The sequence below is a fragment of the Pseudoalteromonas sp. P1-7a genome (assembly GCF_001401855.1).
In the GTDB taxonomy this organism is placed as follows: Bacteria; Pseudomonadota; Gammaproteobacteria; order Enterobacterales; family Alteromonadaceae; genus Pseudoalteromonas.
In genome coordinates this window covers 38544-57857 of the sequence record NZ_LKDU01000014.1, presented here as the reverse complement: position 1 = coordinate 57857, position 19314 = coordinate 38544, and the positions used below count along the sequence as shown (strand labels likewise).

General features: G+C 42.3%; 19 protein-coding genes. All 19 read right to left on the bottom strand.

Going from position 1 to position 19314, the window contains the following annotated elements; translation table 11 throughout:
- Nucleotides 1-10: 10 nt before the first annotated feature.
- The 19 genes from AN389_RS10705 to AN389_RS10615 all read right to left on the bottom strand — a co-directional run bounded on the left by AN389_RS10705 (nt 11) and on the right by AN389_RS10615 (nt 19233).
- Nucleotides 11-973: a flagellar motor protein MotB gene (locus tag AN389_RS10705; RefSeq protein WP_055018070.1), complete on the bottom strand. Its 963-nt coding sequence runs from the start codon at nt 971-973 to the stop codon at nt 11-13.
- 5 nt (nt 974-978) lie between these two features.
- Complete coding sequence (locus AN389_RS10700) at nt 979-1743, bottom strand: flagellar motor protein (RefSeq protein ID WP_055018069.1); 765 nt, start codon at nt 1741-1743, stop codon at nt 979-981.
- Complete coding sequence (locus AN389_RS10695; protein WP_055018068.1) at nt 1736-2881, bottom strand: chemotaxis response regulator protein-glutamate methylesterase; 1146 nt, start codon at nt 2879-2881, stop codon at nt 1736-1738. The genes AN389_RS10700 and AN389_RS10695 overlap by 8 nt, the downstream gene beginning before the upstream one ends.
- Before the next feature lie 50 nt (nt 2882-2931).
- The gene (locus AN389_RS10690) at nt 2932-5145 is read right to left on the bottom strand and encodes a chemotaxis protein CheA (RefSeq protein ID WP_055018067.1); all 2214 of its coding nucleotides are present in this window, start codon (nt 5143-5145) and stop codon (nt 2932-2934) included.
- Nucleotides 5146-5160: 15 nt separating this feature from the next.
- Nucleotides 5161-5928, bottom strand: coding sequence for a protein phosphatase CheZ (locus AN389_RS10685; protein WP_055018066.1), 768 nt, complete (start codon nt 5926-5928; stop codon nt 5161-5163).
- 15 nt (nt 5929-5943) lie between these two features.
- A complete protein-coding gene (gene cheY / locus AN389_RS10680; RefSeq protein WP_008132609.1) occupies nt 5944-6327 on the bottom strand; it encodes a chemotaxis response regulator CheY in 384 nt (127 codons plus the stop codon).
- 41 nt (nt 6328-6368) lie between these two features.
- Nucleotides 6369-7079, bottom strand: a complete 711-nt coding sequence (locus AN389_RS10675) for an RNA polymerase sigma factor FliA (RefSeq protein ID WP_055018085.1) — start codon at nt 7077-7079, stop codon at nt 6369-6371.
- A 26-nt stretch (nt 7080-7105) separates the two neighbouring features.
- Entirely contained in the window at nt 7106-7966 is an 861-nt protein-coding gene (locus AN389_RS10670) for a MinD/ParA family protein (protein WP_054983003.1), read from the bottom strand.
- On the bottom strand, nt 7959-9434 hold the full coding sequence (gene flhF, locus AN389_RS10665; protein ID WP_055018065.1) for a flagellar biosynthesis protein FlhF: 1476 nt from the start codon (nt 9432-9434) through the stop codon (nt 7959-7961). Before flhF ends, AN389_RS10670 begins: the two co-directional genes overlap by 8 nt.
- A 22-nt stretch (nt 9435-9456) precedes the next feature.
- A complete protein-coding gene (gene flhA / locus AN389_RS10660; RefSeq protein WP_055015932.1) occupies nt 9457-11568 on the bottom strand; it encodes a flagellar biosynthesis protein FlhA in 2112 nt (703 codons plus the stop codon).
- A gap of 204 nt (nt 11569-11772) precedes the next feature.
- A complete protein-coding gene (gene flhB / locus AN389_RS10655; RefSeq protein WP_055018063.1) occupies nt 11773-12906 on the bottom strand; it encodes a flagellar biosynthesis protein FlhB in 1134 nt (377 codons plus the stop codon).
- Between the two features lie 8 nt (nt 12907-12914).
- Nucleotides 12915-13694 (bottom strand): flagellar biosynthetic protein FliR, encoded by a 780-nt coding sequence (gene fliR / locus AN389_RS10650; protein ID WP_055015930.1) that lies wholly within the window; start codon nt 13692-13694, stop codon nt 12915-12917.
- 2 nt (nt 13695-13696) lie between these two features.
- Nucleotides 13697-13966 carry a flagellar biosynthesis protein FliQ gene (gene fliQ / locus AN389_RS10645; RefSeq protein ID WP_055015929.1) on the bottom strand — a complete coding sequence of 90 codons (270 nt, stop codon included), beginning with the start codon at nt 13964-13966 and terminating at the stop codon, nt 13697-13699.
- Nucleotides 13967-14008: 42 nt separating this feature from the next.
- The gene (gene fliP / locus AN389_RS10640; protein WP_055019774.1) at nt 14009-14752 is read right to left on the bottom strand and encodes a flagellar type III secretion system pore protein FliP; all 744 of its coding nucleotides are present in this window, start codon (nt 14750-14752) and stop codon (nt 14009-14011) included.
- Nucleotides 14753-14756: 4 nt separating this feature from the next.
- Nucleotides 14757-15140 carry a flagellar biosynthetic protein FliO gene (fliO, locus tag AN389_RS10635; RefSeq protein ID WP_055019773.1) on the bottom strand — a complete coding sequence of 128 codons (384 nt, stop codon included), beginning with the start codon at nt 15138-15140 and terminating at the stop codon, nt 14757-14759.
- A complete protein-coding gene (gene fliN / locus AN389_RS10630; protein WP_055015926.1) occupies nt 15137-15535 on the bottom strand; it encodes a flagellar motor switch protein FliN in 399 nt (132 codons plus the stop codon). The genes fliO and fliN overlap by 4 nt, the downstream gene beginning before the upstream one ends.
- 20 nt (nt 15536-15555) lie before the next feature.
- Entirely contained in the window at nt 15556-16647 is a 1092-nt protein-coding gene (fliM, locus tag AN389_RS10625) for a flagellar motor switch protein FliM (RefSeq protein WP_055015925.1), read from the bottom strand.
- A 9-nt stretch (nt 16648-16656) separates the two neighbouring features.
- A complete protein-coding gene (gene fliL / locus AN389_RS10620; RefSeq protein WP_055015924.1) occupies nt 16657-17190 on the bottom strand; it encodes a flagellar basal body-associated protein FliL in 534 nt (177 codons plus the stop codon).
- A 57-nt stretch (nt 17191-17247) separates the two neighbouring features.
- Nucleotides 17248-19233, bottom strand: coding sequence for a flagellar hook-length control protein FliK (locus tag AN389_RS10615; RefSeq protein WP_055019772.1), 1986 nt, complete (start codon nt 19231-19233; stop codon nt 17248-17250).
- Nucleotides 19234-19314: the final 81 nt, after the last annotated feature.

The window sequence follows — 19314 nt, the reverse complement described above, 5'->3', positions numbered from 1 at the left end:
GTCCTAATTACTATTCATTGCGCGTGGTGATCCTGATGCCACCATGAGGTAAACGAATTATTTTAATTGCGTTATCATCAGAGGGAAGTTCGACCTCTGGCTCAGGCGCTGCTTTTTGCGCTTGCTCATCAGGCTCGGCTTCATTTTCGGTGGTTTGCTGTACTAAGCCATACTTAGAAAGGGCAATAACAACTTTTCGATTCTCTGCACGACCCGCTGCAGTGTCGTTATCGGCAAAAGGTGAATATTGGCCATACCCTTCTATTGCCATTCTCGCTGGGTTAATTCCTAACGTTTCTAATTCAACTAAAATAGAGGTCGCACGTGCAACAGACAACTCCCAGTTAGAGCGAAACATTTCATTACGAATACTTTCGTTATCTGTGTAGCCTCTTACTCTTATGTAGTTATCTACTGGGGCAATAATATCTTTTACAATTTTTACGACTTGTTTAGCGCGCGCGTGGGCTACGGAACTGCCACTTGAGAACAACATTCCTGAGCTTAGTTCAATAATAAGCCAATCTTGGTTGAGCTCTAAACTTGCTTCTCCATCACGAATCTCATCTATAAGTGCTGAATGTAATTTAGTTAATAAGCTATCTAGCGGCTTACCTAAATGTTTTTGTTTTATATTACTGGTATCACTTTGTCCATCGAGCAACTCTGGGCCAGACTCCTGTTTTTGAATGCTCTCGCCATATAATAATTCGTGCTCCGGGGTGACACGGTCTGTAAGTAACCCTTCACCCGTAACACCCTCGCCTTGTTGCGATTGCTGCCTTGCTGATTTGTCAAAAACCTGTTCTAAAGAGTCGGAGAGGATTTGAAAACTTTCTTCTTTATTTATGGCAATGGCATACATAACCACAAAAAAAGCAAACATAATGGTCATGTAATCGGCATAAGAGACCAACCAACGTTCTGTATGTTGATTTTTTTCTGCTGATTGACGTAGGCGCCGGCGTAACATAAAAGTTACTCTACCACGACATTAGGGCGCTCTGTGCGATAAGCTTCAAGCTTTAATTCTATGTTAATAGGACTTTCGCCAAGGCTTATCGCTATTACCCCTTCGGCCATCATTTCATGGTAAAGCATTTTTTGCTCTACGCGCTGTTTAAGTTTATTGGCCATAGGTAAAAATAATAAGTTAGCTAACCCCACCCCATATATTGTTGCAATAAAAGCGGTCGCAACCCCTGCACCTAGCTTTTGAGGGTCGGTAATAAATGACATAGCTTGAATAAGACCTAGTACGGCCCCTAAAATACCTATTGTTGGGCTATAACCCCCCATAGCTTCATACACTCTACTTGCTTCAAGTAAGCGGTCACGTTCAAGCATTAAATCTATTTCTAAGGTGTCGCGAAGCTTTTGCTCCGAACACCCATCGACAAGTAAACTAAGCCCTTTAGCTGCATAAGGATCTGGATGACTAAGTGCCTCTTTTTCTAGTGCTAAGTAGCCTTCTTGGCGAGCTTTGTGCGACCACGTTTTAATTTGTTCTATGGCTTGTTCAATATTGTCTTGTGGTGAAAAAAACACCCAATGGCTTATACTTAGCGTTTTTTTAAAGGTGCTTGTAGCCGTTTGTAACATAACGGCGCCTAAGGTGCCGCCAAGCACAATAATAAGTGCAGGGCCGTTAAATAACGCAGTGACAACGCCCCCCTCTAAAGCATAACCAATCGCTATGGCGCCCAGCGCGATGACTAATCCTAAAACAGAAAGCTTATCCACAGCCTATCTCTCTTTTGATTCTTGCTGCTACATCGCTAAGGGCTAAATGTTCTGAGGCAAGCCCTGCGTTTGCAATAGCTTGCGGCATACCGTATACAACACAGCTTTTTTCATCTTGCGCCCAAATTGTTGCGCCAGCTTGCTTAAGCATTCGAGCGCCATCGCGCCCATCGGCTCCCATGCCTGTTAAAACAATAGCAAGTGCATCGCCTTGATAGCTTTTAGCAACACTTGCAAACGTCACATCAACACTAGGTTTGTAACTTATACGCTCACTGTTATCTTCAAACACACGCAGTGTTTTATTACCACTTCGCCCCTCAACCATCATTTGCTGCCCGCCTGGTGCTAAATAAGCTGTGCCAGCTTCTAGTCTGTCACCTTGTTGTGCTTCTTTTACACGTATTTTGCAAAGGCTATTTAATCGTGCCGCAAACGCAGGCGTAAAGGCTGCAGGCATGTGTTGAATTAACAAAATAGGGTGGGCAAAATTAGCAGGTAGCTGGGTTAATATAGTTTGTAAAGCAACAGGCCCCCCGGTTGAGGTGCCAATAGCTACTATTTGATAATGTTTACCACTAGCACGCGAGGGCATACTGGCTGTAGCTGTTGCTGGCACTGGGGCCGCTCGTTGAAAGCTTCTATCGGGTTGTTTTACTGAGGAACTAGTTGTCGCTAGTTTGCTCGTTGGTGAAGCAGCAGACTTACTTGATGTTAACGGCCTTATTGGACGAGGTGCACGCCTACGACCAATTTCCTTCACTTTAGTTTGCAATAGCTTGATTGCATCTTCGTTATTTCTTGCAATGTCCTCAAACTTTTTCGGTAAAAAATCCATTGCGCCGGCATCAAGTGCATCTAACGTTGCTGTAGCACCATCGCGAGTTAAGGAAGAAAACATAAGTATTGGCGTAGGATTGCTTGCCATAATTTCTTTCACAGCGCTAATACCGTCAAGCACAGGCATCTCTACATCCATGGTGATCATATCCGGACGTAACTGTGCTGTTTTGTCTACGGCTTCTCTACCATTAACAGCAAAGCCTATCACTTCAATACCGCTATCTTGTTCAAGAATTTCGCTTACACGGCGGCGAAAAAAACTGGAATCGTCAACAACTAAAACTTTTACGGCCATTGCGCTCTCTTATTAATTTATGTGTAGGCATAAACACGTATGCCTACATTTTATCCTGCGTAATGCTTAAGCATGTTAGGTACATCTAAAATCAGTGCAATACCACCGTCAGATGTAATTGTTGCACCAGCCATTCCAGGCGTACCTTGTAATAACGCATCAAGAGGCTTGATAACAACTTCTTCTTGGCCAATTAATGAATCAACCACAAAGCCAACCTGCTGTGTACCTATTTGTACAATCACCACATGACCTTGTGCTTTTCGCTGAGAACAATCAGCACCTTTAACTAGCCAATGCTCTAAATAGAAAAGGGGTATCGCTTTTTTACGAACAATAATTGTAAGCTGACCGTCTACCACATTGGTTTTTGTTAGATCTAAGTGGAATATTTCACTCACGCCAGCAAGCGGTAACGCAAATGTTTGCTCACCAACAATTACCATAAGTGTAGGCAAAATAGCTAACGTTAAGGGGACTTTTATCTCTAAAATTGTACCTACGCCCAATTCAGACTGGATATTAACAGAGCCATTAAGCTGGGTGATTTTAGTTTTTACTACATCCATGCCTACGCCACGACCAGAAATATCAGATATTTCTTCTTTGGTCGAAAAACCAGGCGCAAAAATTAGGTTATATGCTTCAGTGTCTGATAAACGACTTGCCTGATCATGGTCAATAACGCCTTTACTAATCGCTATTTTTTTCAGCTTTTCAGCGTCCATCCCTGCACCATCATCTTTAATGGTTAACAAAATATGGTCGCCTTCTTGAGATGCAGATAAAGTAACATTACCTGTTCTAGGTTTACCCGCGGCCTCACGCGCTGCAGGCATTTCAATACCATGATCTACCGAGTTGCGCACTAAATGCACTAACGGATCGGCTAATGCCTCAACTAAGTTTTTATCTAAGTCGGTTTCTTCACCTACAAGCTGTAAGTTAATTTCTTTATTTAAGCTGCGTGCTAAATCACGCACAACGCGAGGAAAACGGCCAAATACCTTTTTGATGGGCTGCATTCGCGTTTGCATTACTGCACCTTGAATATCAGCGGTGACTACATCAAGATTTGATATCGCCTTGCCCATCGCTTCACTGTCTGTATTGGTCGCTAAACTGACTAGCCTATTTCGTACTAATACCAGCTCGCCAACCATATTCATTATTTGATCTAAACGCTTAGTATCAACACGTACCGTGGTTTCAGCAGGCGGAGGCGTCGCTTTTTTAGGAGTTGCGCTGCTTGCTGGCTTATCAACCGTTTTAGGGGCCGGTGCTGCTTTTGCCGCAGGTGCTTGCTTAGCAACTTGTGCTGGCTCTGGTTTTGCTGGCGTTTGTGCGACAGGTGCTGCCTTAGGTGGCTGCGGTGCAGGTGTCTCAGCTTCTTTTGATTCTGGTGCTCCGCCTTTGCCATGCAGTTCATCAAGCAATGCTTCAAATTCGTCATCACTGATTTCATCATCGCCAGTATCATTTGTAACAGACACTGGAGGTGGTGTAGTATCTTTAACTTCTGGCTCTTTGCTTGAAGTATTGCCAGCAACAGGGCCAAAACTACCCACACCGTGTAATTCATCCAACAGACTGTCAAACTCATCATCAGTAATGTCTGAACTTGAGTCTGGCTCTGCACTTGCACTTGGTTGCGATACCGGGCTTTGGCCTTTACCATGAAGCTCATCTAATAAGCTTTCAAATTCATCTTCTGTAATTTCATCAATCTGCGTGCTATCTGCTGAAGGGCTTGAACCTGCTACATCAAATAATTCATCAAATGCAAATGGGTCTTCTTCATCAGGTGCATTAACAGGTGCTGCGGGTTCTTGTTCAACAACTTCAGGGACTGTTTCTGTAAGCTCGTCATCCGAAGGCGGTTGACCAAGTTTATGAAGGGTTTCTAGTAATTGAGGATCTGCTGGGTCTGGCTGTTCGCGGTTTTGAATAGTAGCAAACATTTCGTTAATGGTATCTAGTGCTTGTAAAATCACATCCATCAATTCTGAATTAACGGTTCTAACCCCTTGGCGCAAGAGGTCAAATACATTTTCAGCACCATGACAAGCGTCTACAAGCTCAGTCATAGCTAAAAAGCCAGCTCCCCCTTTTACGGTATGAAAGCCCCTAAAAATAGCATTTAGTAACTCAGTATCTTCTGGGTTATTTTCTAGCTCAACTAACTGTTCAGATAAAAGCTCAAGGATTTCTCCAGCCTCTACAAGAAAGTCTTGTAAAATATCTTCATCGACTTCAAAGCTCATGCAGTTACTCTCCTCTTAGAAGCCCAAACTTGATAATAGGTCGTCGACCTCGTCTTGATCAGATACAACATCACTTCGCGACTCTTTATCAATAATAGGGCCTTCAGGACCTGCTAATGTTTGTGCGGCAACCAGTTCTTCTGTTTCTTGTTGTTCTTTACTTTCAACAGTGCTGTCATCTTGTGCGGCAAATGCTGTTAAAAGGTGAATTAAACTCTCTTCAACTTCTCTGACTAACTCTATTACTCGGCGGATAACCTGGCCGGTCAAATCTTGAAAATCCTGCGCCATGAGTACATTGGTCATTAAAGTCTGCAGCTCATCAGTTTTGTGATGAGAGCTATTCATAAAATTATCGATGCTGTGGCATAAGGTTTTAAACTCGCCCAGCTCAATTTCACGGTTCATAAGCCTATCCCAAGTAGGCTTAATATGTGCAATTTCATCTGCTAGCTGCTGTGCAATAGGGAGGCTTGCTTCTACCGCATCCATTGTTTTGTTAGCTGCATTTTCTGTCATTTCCATGACATAATTTAAGCGTTTTTTTGCATCCGGAATTGCATCAGTAGTTAAATCAGTTAAACGCGTATCAAGTTCAAAGCTTTTAAGGGCTTCGTGCAACTGACGCGTTAACTTACCTACTTCGGCAAAAAGCTGCGATTGCTCTTGAGAGGCAGTATCTAAAATTAATTGGTCAGCTTTATCTTGCTCACCGTTTTCTAAAAAAACAACGAGCTGACGAGCTTGTTCTAAAGTAATTTGAGGCGCAGCTGGTGCTGACATAAGCCTCTCCTCTCATTAACCTAAGCGTTCAAACACTTTTTCTAATTTAGTTTTCAAAGTACCTGCAGTAAATGGCTTAACAATGTAACCATTAACACCTGCTTGCGCTGCCGCTATTATTTGTTCTTTTTTAGCTTCTGCTGTCACCATTAAAACCGGAATATGTTTTAATTTATCGTCAGCTCGAATAGCTCGTAGCAAGTCAATACCCTGCATCCCTGGCATATTCCAATCGGTTACTACAAAGTCAAAAACCTGATTTTGCAACATAGGTAATGCTGTAGAGCCATCATCAGCTTCTTGAACATTCGTGAACCCTAGGTCACGCAACAGATTTTTAATAATACGTCTCATTGTAGAAAAATCATCAACAACAAGAATTTTCATGTTTTTATCCAAAACATCCTCCGGTGAGGTCTTAACCTATAATTTACTTACTACTAGTTTATCCAGTCATTGATTTTTGCTTTGAGCTTAATCATCGCCTGACCATGTATCTGACTTACACGCGATTCACTTACATCGAGTATATGCCCAATTTCTTTTAAATTCATTTCATCGTTGTAATACAAAGAAAGCACCATCGCATCACGCTCTGGTAAAGACTTTATCGCTTCTAACAATGAATTATTAAACCGTTCATTTTTAACATTATTAAATGGTTTGTCTAGCGCTAAATCTTGACCTGCAGGGCTAATAACATCTTCATCTACCCCAAGGTCATCTATACCTAGCACTTTACTGGAATTAACATCATTTAAAATATGATGGTATTCTTCTAGCGAAATATCAAGTTTTTCAGCTACTTCAGTATCTTTTGGCTCTCTATTTAAGCTATTTTCTAATTCTGTGATGGTTTCGGCGACTAATCTGCTTTTACGGTGCACCGAACGAGGAGCCCAGTCACCCCTGCGCATTTCATCGAGCATAGCGCCGCGAATGCGAATACCCGCAAACGTTTCAAAGCTTGCTCCTTTACTGGCATCAAAATTTTTTGAGGCCTCAATAAGGCCTATCATTCCTGATTGAATTAAATCATCGAGCTGAACGCTAGGAGGAAGACGAGCTATCAAATGACACGCCACTTTTTTGACAAGCGACGCATGCTTTTCAACAATCACATTTAAATTTTGTGTTGATTGATATCCCATAGCTCTTTTCACCGAAGTTGTCATAATCAGCCGTTTACTAGCTTCTCAATGAAAAATTCTAAATGCCCTGAAGGTTGATTAGGTATAGGCCACTTTACTGCTTTTGTCGCTAATGTTTTAAACGCGACTGCTGCTGGTGAGTTAGGGAAAAGATCGACAATGACTTTTTGCTTACGCGTTGATTTACGCATATTTTCATCATATGGGATGGTCGCAACAAGTTCCATTGACACATCTAAAAAACGGTCAGTTACCTTTGACAGCTTGGCAAAAAGTTCTTGGCCCTCACGCATGCTGCGCACCATGTTAGCAACAATCTTAAATTTATAAACGCCATGCTCGCGGCTAAGTACTTTAATAAGCGCGTAAGCATCAGTAATAGAGGTCGGCTCGTCGCACACAACAACCATTACATCTTGGGCTGCACGAGAAAAGCTCAGCACCATGTCAGAAATACCGGCAGCGGTATCTACAATTAAAATATCAAATTCTGTATTAAGCTCACTAAAGGCACGAATTAAGCCCGCATGCTCAGAAGGGGTTAGTTCCACCATACTTTGCGAGCCGGATGTAGCAGGCACTATTTTAATGCCGCCTGGGCCTTCTACTAAAATCTCATCAAGTTCGCACTCACCCGAAAGGACATGAGATAAGTTTTTTTCAACACGTAGTCCTAGCATTACATCACAATTAGCTAGGCCTAAATCGGCATCTAATACTAATACACGATTACCCTGCTGTCCTAAAGCAATCGCAGTATTTAATGAGACGTTGGTTTTCCCCACCCCGCCTTTACCGCCGGTGACAGCGATAACTTTTACGCCGTTGTTATTGTTTTGACTCATTTTGCGCAGGCCGCTTGCTTGATCTAATACTGTGTTAATCATACATCCCTACTGTGCTTGGCGCCACCGCTTGGTGCCTTGAATGTTGTGCTTTTGCTCTTTTTAAATACAATTGCTCAGCTTTTTTTACTAGTTTTTCAGCATTTGCAACGCGAATATCTTCTGGTACACGCTGACCATTAGTAAGATACCCTATCGGAAGACGATTTTGAATCGCTATACTAATAATCTCACCTAAACTTAATGATTCATCTAACTTAGTGAAAATACAACCGCTTAGCTGAACCTTTTTAAAATGTCTCACAGTTTCTTGTAGAACATTTATTTGTGCAGTAGCACTTAATACTAAATAACTACGTATATCTACTCGTTGGTTACGCATTAAAGTGTTTAGCTGTTCTGTTAGGCGTAAATCACGTTGACTCATACCCGCTGTATCAATTAATACTAGACGCTTATTACGTAAATGATATAAAACTTCAGCTAATTCATTGGCATCTTTTACTTGTTTAACACCACAACCAATAATACGGCCATACGTAGCAAGCTGCTCATAAGCACCTATTCTGTAAGTATCTGTCGTTATAAGGGCGACTTTGTCGGCGCCATATTTTTGTGCCCCTAATGCTGCAAGTTTAGCAACTGTGGTTGTTTTACCGACACCAGTAGGCCCTACAAGTGCGTACACACCACCTTGGCGAAGAATTTCATTATTGGTGGTCTGCATTTGATCTTCAACCATTTGTAATAATGCCTTCCAACCTTGCTGGCGGGATACGTCATCAGGAATAAAACACGCCATTTGCTCTGCAACGTCTTTATCTATCCCCATGCCAACTAACCGATCAATCATGCATGCACGTGTTGGGTCGCGACGCGCCATATCTTGCTGCATTAAACCCGATACTTGGTGCTCTAGTAACTGGCGAATTGCGTTCATTTCATCACGCATTGCGCTCATTTGAGCGCTTTCGTTATTATTAGCTTGGCTACGCGGTGCAACCGGCGTATCTAGCTCGTCAAAATCTTGATCTAGGTCATCAAAGCCTAAGCTGTCAGCTTGGGTTTGCATGCGTTTTGGCGCTTCATTTTCGCGTGCAAACATATTTGTAGTACGTGGCTGTGCTGGCTCTTGATAATGCTCAGATGTATCAATACCTGATTGCGAAAACATAGAAGCAAGCTCAGGAGAGCGAGGACGCGGCGACTGACGCTCTAATAACGCTTGTAAGCTATCGGCGACAGCTGCTTGTGGCTCAGGTTGCGCACGCTGCGGCTCTGGCTTTACAAAGTTATGAGCGTTTTGTTGAACAGCTCTTTGAGGAGCTGGCGCTGCCTGTGGTTGCGCTGCGGCTTTAGGGGCTGCTTTGTCATAATCTACTGCGGCAACAATTTCTACACCATTAGCGAGTTTTTTGTTCGACATAATAACGGCATCAACACCTAACTCATCTTTAACTTCTTTCAGTGCGGTGCGCATATCTTTAGCAAAAAAACGTTTAATCTTCATGGTTCAACCCCTGTTAAAATCTTTATTGTTGGCCTACTGAGCTGACAATCTTGATCTGTCTTTCATCTGGTACCTCTTGATAAGACATCACCCTTAAACCCGGTATGGTGTACTTAACAAAACGAGATAACACAGTGCGTAACATTCCTGACGTTAGCAATATTGAAGGTTCTCCGGCCATTTCTTGATTCTGATGCGCTTCGTTTAATGATGTTTGAAGTCGCTCAGCAAGGCTTGGTTCTATTCCGGCACCTTCGTCGCCTGCATTTTGTAATGACTGATGCAACATTTGTTCCAACTCAGGCGCCAAGGTTATGACAGGGATTTCTGATGACATGCCCACAGCGTCTTGTACGATTAAACGGCGCAGCGAAATACGCACTGCAGCGGTTAAAACATCGGCATCTTGGCTACGTGGGCCGTACTCTACAAGGGTTTGAACAATAGAGCGCATATCACGAATAGCCACACCTTCGTTTAATAAATTTTGCAGCACTTTTACAACAGTTGTCAGTGGTAGCACTTCTGGCACTAGGCCTTCGACTAAACGTGGATGACTTTTAGCTAGCATATCAAGTAGGTTTTGAACCTCCTCATGGCCTAGCAATAATGCAGCACTGTTTGTTAGTAATTGGCTAATGTGAGTGGCTACTACAGTGGCTGAGTCAACCACGGTATAACCAAGTGATTGTGCTTCGTCTTTTTGATCTGGCTTTATCCATACCGCATCTAAGCCAAACGCAGGATCTTTGGTTTCAACCCCTTTAATAGGACCAAAGACTTGTCCAGGGTTGATGGCCAGTTCATCGCCATGTTTAAGCTCGCCTTCACCACTTGAAACACCCATCATGGTGATGCGGTATGCATTAGGGTCTAATTCTAGGTTATCGCGTATATGCACAGGTGGCACCAAAAAACCAAGCTCTTGAGATAACTTTTTACGCACTCCTTTAATGCGGTTAAGCAGCTCACCACCTTGAGATTGATCAACCAGTGGAATAAGTCTGTAACCAACTTCTAAACCTATTACATCTATTTGTTGTACATCGTCCCAGCCAAGCTCTTTTTGTTCTTGTTTATTCGCTACACCAGTACCGGGTGCAGCACCACTTTGTGCTTCTTGCTCTGCTAACGCGGCGGCTTTTAGTTTTTGTTGTTGCGTAAAGTAAGCTAAGTAGCCAAGTAATGCCCCTAAACTTAAAAAGGCAATGTGAGGCATACCCGGGACTAAACCCATAATGATCAAAATGCCTGAGGCAATAAATAAAGATTTTTCGTTACCTAACTGGGTTTTAAATTGTTCACCCATGTTATGCGATTCATTTTGGCGGGTAACAACAATAGCAGTACCAATAGAGAGCAGTAATGAAGGAAGCTGCGCAACAAGGCCGTCACCTATGGTAAGTAAAGTATACACCTCCATTGCGCGGCTAAAGCTCAAGTCATGCTGTATCATGCCCACAAATAAACCGCCAACAATATTAATAATTAATATCACGATACCGGCAATGGCATCGCCTTTTACAAACTTGCTCGCCCCATCCATAGAGCCATAAAAGTCAGCTTCTCGGGTTACTTCGCTACGGCGCTCACGTGCTTGCTCTGCACTAATAAAGCCAGCGTTTAAGTCGGCATCTATCGCCATTTGTTTACCCGGCATAGCATCTAGCGTGAAACGAGCTGATACTTCCGAGATACGCCCAGCACCTTTGGTTATTACAACAAAGTTTATGATGATAAGGATTAAAAACACCACTAAACCAACCGCGTAGTTCCCGCCAATTACCACTGAGCCAAATGCTTCAATTACTTTACCAGCGGCATCCCCCCCGTTATGCCCCTCAAGAAGCACAACTCGCGTACTGGCAACGTTGAGGGCTAAACGCATTATAGTAGCGATTAACAATACCGCGGGAAACATGCCAAATTCGAGCGGTTTCATGGTGTAAACTGTCACCAGTAAAACAACCAAAGCAAGGGCAATATTAAATGAAAATAAGATATCAAGAAGAAATGGTGGCAACGGTAAAATAACCATACCCAGCGCTGCAAGTACTAATAGCGGTGTGCCTACGCCTTTGGCATACTCTTTTTTGTCTTTGTTAAGTTGTTGTAATACCGCTTTAAAATCCATAACTCTACAATTCAATAAATTGACACTGGCCTGAAATTGCAATAACTATTCCAAGTATAGAGCCATCAATAGATTCATTGATTATTGATGTAAATTTTAAAGCTGGTTAGAGACAAGAGCGTATTGGCATTTTGGTTTGAATTTGCAGTGGCGTGTTGGTGTTTACCAAGGCGCCCCCTTAAAGTGTAGTTAGCTCAACACACTCTAATCATATTTGAAGTCATCGGGTATAGGCAGTTTAGACTTAAGCGGAATAGGTCGTTTACCACGTCCTTTTTTAAAGCGTTTAAGCTGAAATACATAAGCTAAAACCTGTGCTACCGCCGTAAATAATTGATCAGGTATTTGCTGGCCCACTTCAGCGGTATGGTAAAGTGCCCGCGTAAGCATTGGGGATTCTACAATCGGTACTTCGTTACCTTTGGCTATTTTACGAATCTGCATAGCCATTTCATCTATCCCTTTGGCAAGTACAATTGGCGCACCTGCACGCTCAGTATCGTATTTTAACGCTACAGAATAGTGGGTAGGGTTGGTTACAATTACGTCGGCATCGGGGACATCTTGCATCATTCTTCGCTGCGACATTTGCCTTTGTGTTTGTCTAATGCGCGCTTTAATTTGCGGATCACCTTCTGAGTTTTTGTACTCGTCTTTGATCTCCTGCATGGTCATTTTAAGTTGTTTGTTGTGGTTATAACTTTGATAAGGAGCATCTATTGCGGCAATAATCACCAAAGTGCACGACAAGCCTAAAAACATCCATGAGAGTATTTCAAGAGCATGAATTATATTGCTCGGTGCACTTTCAATACTTAAATGTAAAATCTCATCAAAAAAAGTTTGAATTAAAAACACCGCAAAAATAGCCACCAGCGAAAACTTTAATATGGATTTTACCAGCTCTATCGCGGCTTGAGGGCCAAACATGCGTTTAAAGCCTTTCATTGGCGACATTTTACTAGGCTTAGGTGCTGCAGCTTCCCAGCTAAAATTAAAGCCGCCGAGTAAGGTATTACCAATAAAGGCCGCAATAACAATAATTAAAACAAACATCGCCATAGGAAACAGCAGCGCACTGGCCACCTCACTCCACACTGCAAACATTTTAGTGGTATCGTAAGTCTCAGTACGATTTAAAGACAGCATTCTCCCCATTATATTGTACAAACCTTTGCCTATCTCTGGGCCATACAACAATAACGAAATGGCAGAAAAAATAAGTACAAACATAGTACCTAGCTCTTTTGAACGCGCTATTTGCCCTTTCTTTTTAGCGTCTTCGAGCTTTTTGGAGGTGGGTTCTTCTGTTTTTTCTTGTCCTGAATCTTCAGCCATCGCCCCTCCTACACCGTACAGCCAACTAGGCTGCACATAAGCTCAATCATTTTTAACCATTGAAATTCAAACTGGGTAACAAAATTGCCCAAGGTAGCCCAAATAATCATCAAACCGGCAACTAATGTGAACGGGAAACCTATTGAGAAAATATTTAACTGTGGTGCTGCACGCGTCATAATACCGAATGAAATATTAATGATGAGCATGGCAGTAAGAGGCGCTAAAGCCAATACTAGTGCTGTGGTAAACATCCAGCTGCCCCAAGTTACTATGTCCCAGTAATGATCAACAGCCCACCAATCGCCGTTTATTGGAAGTACTTCAAAGCTATGTACAACCATTTGAATCATCATTAAATGACCATTAAAAACAAAAAATAACAAGGTCGCTAAAATTAAATAAAACTGGCCAACTGCGGGCACACTTGCACCATTTGAGGGGTCAATAACGGAAGCAAAGCCCAAACCGGTTTGCATTGCTAGTATTTGTCCAGCAAGCACAAAAGTATTTAGCATAAGTGTAGAGGCAAACCCTATCGCAACACCTATCAACATTTGCTGAATGACCACCAGCACCATTTCAAAAGAAAATAAGTTAGTAAATGTTGCAGGGGGCAGCGCAGGCACAACTAAAAACGTAACCACTACCGCTAACCCCATCTTAATGCGTGTAGGTACGTTTTGTGCGCCTAAGCCCGCCATAATCATGATCATTGAGCTGATGCGAACTAGAGGCAGTAAGAAATCACTTAACCATTGAATAACAACAGAAAAAGGAAATTCCACAGTTAGCCTGCAATTTCAGGAATGAGTAATACTAGGCGGTTAAAAAAGTCCATTAGCTCTTGGGTTAGCCAGTGTCCGCCAACAATAAGTGCCCCTATGGTAATTAATAAACGCGGTAAAAAGCTTAAGGTTTGTTCGTTAATGGAGGTTGCCGCCTGAAACACCGCCACCACTAACCCTACTAGCAAACCTGGTACCACAATAGCAGACACCAGCTTAATTACTAAAAACAGTGCATCACTGAGAATATCAACAAAAATTTCCGGTTCCATGTTGTACCCCTAGTGTTTAAAAGTGCGAATGTAAAACATGGTTTATGTCCCTAAACCAAAGCTTTTAGCAAGTGTGCCCATTACAAGGCTCCAGCCGTCAACCAGTACAAATAACATTATTTTAAAAGGCAAAGACACTATCATGGGCGAGAGCATCATCATACCCATGGCCATTAGTACTGAGGCCACCACTAAATCCACAATTAAAAAAGGAATAAAAAACATAAAACCAATAATAAACGCAGTTTGCAGTTCACTGGTCACAAACGCAGGTATTAACACTATTAGCGGCGTCGCTTCTGGTGAATCAAGCTGCTCATAGCCTGCTATTTTGGCAAATGTTTCTAAATCTTTTAATCGTACCTGCGAGAGCATAAAGGCTTTCATAGGCTCTTTTGCAAGCTCTAATGCTTGTACCGAAGTAACTTGCTCATTTAAGTAAGGCTCTATCGCACGCTCATTAACTTGCTGATAAATAGGCGCCATAATAAAAATACTTAAAAATAGCGACATACCCAATAAAACTTGGTTTGAAGGTGTTGATTGTAAACCAATAGCTTGGCGCAAAATGGCCAATACAACAATAATACGAGTAAATGAAGTCATCATAATGATGGCGGCAGGAATAAAGCTCAATGCCGTCATAATTGCCAGTACTTGCAAGGTTACTGAGTAATCTTGCGTCCCGTCGGCATTAGTTGTAATGGTTAGTGCGTCTATGCCCTGTGCACTGCTGGCGGCAGGCACAAATAACACAGCTAAAATAATCAGCAGCCACTTTATCATAGGGTTAATTCTTTTTACTTTGATTCGTTTGCGGGTTAAGTAGTTTGCTAAATCGCTTAGCAAGTTCTGGCAACTCTTTTTCACTTAACGGCGTTTCAAGTTTATGTAAGTAGTTAATGCTGTGTGGGGTCACCCCTAATAAATGCTGTGCATTATCTATTTCAACCACCATTAACCGCTCTCGCGAGCCAAGTGGTAAACTTCGCACTACTTTAAACTCGTCGCTATTGGCTAAGTTTGGATTAAGCTTTTTAACAAAAAATGCCAGCACCACAATCAGTACTAGCACCATTATCAACGACAGCACCATAGACAAAATATCGGCCGTAGGCGTTACGGCGTCTGCTTTGGTAAATACTGAGCTGGTTAGAGCTACAAGTGTATTCATCGTAATTTTTTGATCCGCTCTACCTGGCTAATAACGTCCGTTAAACGAATACCAAACTTATCGTTTACTACAACCACTTCGCCATGGGCAATGAGCGTACCATTTACCAGTACGTCTAATGGTTCACCGGCTACGCGGTCTAGCTCAACAACAGAGCCTTGGTTTAGCTGCAATAAATTACGGATATTTATTTTAGAACGCCCTACTTCCATAGAAATTGTTACAGGAATATCTAAAATTGTATCGAGTTTGCGTTTTTCGTCGCCGCTAAGTTCATGTTTATCATCACTTAACTCATCAAGCTCGGCAACTTGCGCCTCTGCGCCATCATCACCGCCTTCGGCTTCAGCTAGGGCTGCTGCCCATTCGTCCATTGTGTCTTGATCATCGCTCATACTTTTAACCTTTTAATCAATTACCAGTCTAAGTCTACACCGTCAGAAAGGTGTAGATCATCTTCTAGTTCTGCTAATTCTGCATCTGAATCAATTTTCTTGCCGCCTTTGGTAAATACATGCAGCTCAGATTTAACTGAATCAGGACGTTTAATTTTTTCACTAATTTGCAGCGCAACGTTATCGCGAGAGCGACCCATTTTAGCTCTAAATGTAGGTAACTCTTCAACAAATACCGTAATATGCTCTGGCATTTCTACCGGAATAATATCGCCCGCTTTAAGTTCCATTATCTGCTTGAGCGACAAGTCAACCTCAAGAAGCTGTGTTGATAAATCAACTTCAACATCCATAATTTCATCACGTAACGCTTTGCTCCAACGCAAGTCGGTATCTTCTGTATCCGATTGCACACCCGCATCAAGCAGCTCTCTAATTGGCTCAAGCATTGAGTACGGTAGTGCAATGTGAAAATCGCCACCACCGCCATCTAATTCAATATGGAAAGAGCTAATAACCACAACCTCAGTAGGGCTCACAATATTAGCCATTGCTGGGTTTACTTCAGAATCGAGGTATTCAAACGATACGTCCATAACTGGCGCCCATGCTTCTTTGTAATCTTCAAAGATAATTTTTAGTAGCATTTGCACAATTCGGCGTTCGGTAGGGGTAAATTCGCGGCCTTCAATTTTTGCATGGTAACGTCCATCACCACCAAAAAAGTTATCTACCAAAATAAACACAAGTCGTGCTTCCATGGTAATGAGGCCAGTGCCTTTTAGCGGTCTAAAACGCACCATATTTAAACTTGTTGGCACAAATAAGGTATGGATATATTCGCCAAATTTAATCATTTGTACGCCATTAATCGACACCTCTGCGGTGCGGCGCATCATGTTAAATAAGCTTATTCGCATATGACGAGCAAACCGCTCGTTAACAATTTCCAGGGTCGGCATGCGACCACGCACGATCCGATCTTGCGAAGAAAAGTCGTACTGTAGTGTACTACCTTCGCTGTCTTCACCTTCGTGTATATCTTCCTCTTCGACTTCATCAACGCCGTGTAAGAGTGCATCAATTTCGTCTTGGGATAATAAATCGCTCACGCTAGCCCCTTATTGCATCACAAAGCCGGTAAATAATACCCGCTCAATTACTTTCGTGCCTTCAACATCATTCAGTGCGGCTTGCACTTTTTCAAGCGCTGTAAAGCGCAGTGTTTCTTTACCAGCACTTGTGCTGAGCTCATCAGCGGTGGTGGTTGAAAACACGCTTAATAAGGTGCCTTCAATTAAAGGGATGTGCTTTTTAGCGGTTTCTTCATTTACATCGCCACGCACAAGTAACTGCACTTTAATTTGTACAATTCTATCTCTGCTTGACCCAGGTACATTAAATACGAAGGGTCTTGGCATAGCAACATACAAAGCACTGCCCATTTCAGCTGAAGAGCCTGAAGGAGCGGCCGAGTCGCTTTGCGCCGCGGTGGTTGTCTCTTCATCTAATGTTTCAACGGGTGCATCATCGCCCGCCATAAAAAAATAGCCAGCACCACCGCCAACAACAAGCAGCACTGCCACTATGATTATGATCAGCTTTTTTTTGCTTTTACCGGTTTCTTCTATTTCTAAACTTGTTTCTTCGGCCATTGTGATTCCTTTTTTAGCAAAGGTACTTGCTTGTTTTAGTTATTATAATAGCAGTACTTATGCATAGTAATCTATTGATGATGAAGTTTGTTGTCGAGAACTTTGTGGGTTACCCCCATCTTGCTCATCATTTTTATCGTGCTGTGTATTTTTATTAGCCGATTGACCTTGCGAGTGCCCCTCGCCTTCATCGCTTTGCTCATTACCTGATTGCCCATAAGAAATAGAGCTTTCACCTAAATCAATGCCCTGCTCGGCTAACATTTCACGTAAACGCGGCATTGATTGTTCGAGTGCTTCTTTAGCTTGCTGATTTTGCACCACAAAATTTATTTGTGCTTGCTCAGCATCACTTCTGATACGAATTTGCATACTACCCATTTCTGGTGGATCTAAGCGAATTTCAGCTTCTTTATTGCTAATACTTAACATTGAAGATACACGCTCTTGAAGCATTTTAGCTGCATCACTTTTAACAATATTAATAGCCTGCATCATACTTGCATCTATATTCACCTGCTTAATTTGCGCGTTACTACTTTGTAATTGCTGCGACTGTATAGCTTGGCTCTCTAAAATAGACTGCTCATAACGAGCGCTGTCGTACTGAGCATTTATTTGTGCCTGCGTGTTATTCATTGCATCGGTTATCAGCGTAAACACCTGGGCTACACGGGGCAAACCAGTACTTGTTTTAGCCTCTTTAAGTAAGCTTTCCTGCTCGGCTTCTAAGGTGTTTAACTCTTCTGGAGTTACAGCGTCTTGTTCAATACTAGAAGGGGGTTCAGCATTAATCATGGCTTTATTTTGCGGTGTACTCGCATTTATTGCAGCATTACTAGCTTGCTGTGCATTTAAAGCCGCATTTGCAGAGCTTGAGACACTTTGCGCTTTGCTCTCACTAAGCTGCGTATCAAGCATAGTTTGTAAGTTACTTATTGTTTCATTTACTTTTTTGAGCGTATCACCTGTCGGTTGCTCGTTACTCACATAGCTTTTTAATTGACTAAGTAGTGCCTGCTTTTCATCGCTATTTAAGCTTTTTAACTGAGATTGAATTAGCTCACTGCGCGTGCTTGTCTGTTTTTCGTTTTGTACGACAAACTCTGTAAGTAATTGTTTAATGGCGCTTGCGCGATCATCACCTTCACTTGGCGTGGTTTCAGTAAATGAGTTTTTAACTTGCTCGTTTAACTGTGCACGTTGCGCTTCGCTTAATGAGTTCAGTACTTTAGATGTCGTTGATAGCTCTGACTGCGTAGATGTACGAGTCAGTTCTTTGGCTAATTGCTCTATGTCTGCATCGCTTATAGGCAGCGCACCTTCAGCATTTGACGCAGTGCCTGGCGCTTTTGTATTTTCAGCACCTTCACCGTCACTATTTACAATAGCCGCGTTGCTATTAGTTTTATTGATTTGTGTTTGCACTGCTTCTGCTACTGGGTTTTTAGCAGCACTACTTGCTAGGCTCTCATTTTTTAACGATGGGGCTAAATTTTCTACAGCGCTTTGCTTAGTCGCTTTAGGTTCAAGCTCAGCGTTTGTAAACGCGCCTTTTTTGCCGTTGCTATCATTATCAGTTAAAAGAGTATCATCGGCTTTAGTCGTTATGGCGTCGGTTTCATTAGTTTCACCTAATTGCGAAGCTAAAAAGCTAACACTTTTATCACTCTTTTGTGCACTTAATTCGCTAAAGTCACTATCGCTACTGCCGTGTTTTTTTACACTTACGTCAATCACTTGCGAGGAGTTTATTTGTGCTAAAACGCTGTCGCCAGATAATAGCGTATCTTGTGTGTCATCACTCGATGAATCTGTCGGTTTTTTGCCATTGGCTAGCTGCTTATCATCAGATGGCAATAAAGCACCTGTTTGGTTAGGAGCCTCAGAATTAGCAGGCAACACAAAGGGTTTGTCTGCATCTTGTAGCTGGCTTAAAAAAGCAACACCAGATTCGTTACCTGCAGGTAAGTTATTGTCTTTAAATGCTAAAAAAGAGTCTTTTTCAGCTGTTGCCAACATTGAAATATCGTTTATTGCCATAATTCACCTACACAGCACTGCGGCAAGTTGCCACCGCACTTTGCCAAAATTAATTACCACCTACCAATAAAGCAATAAACG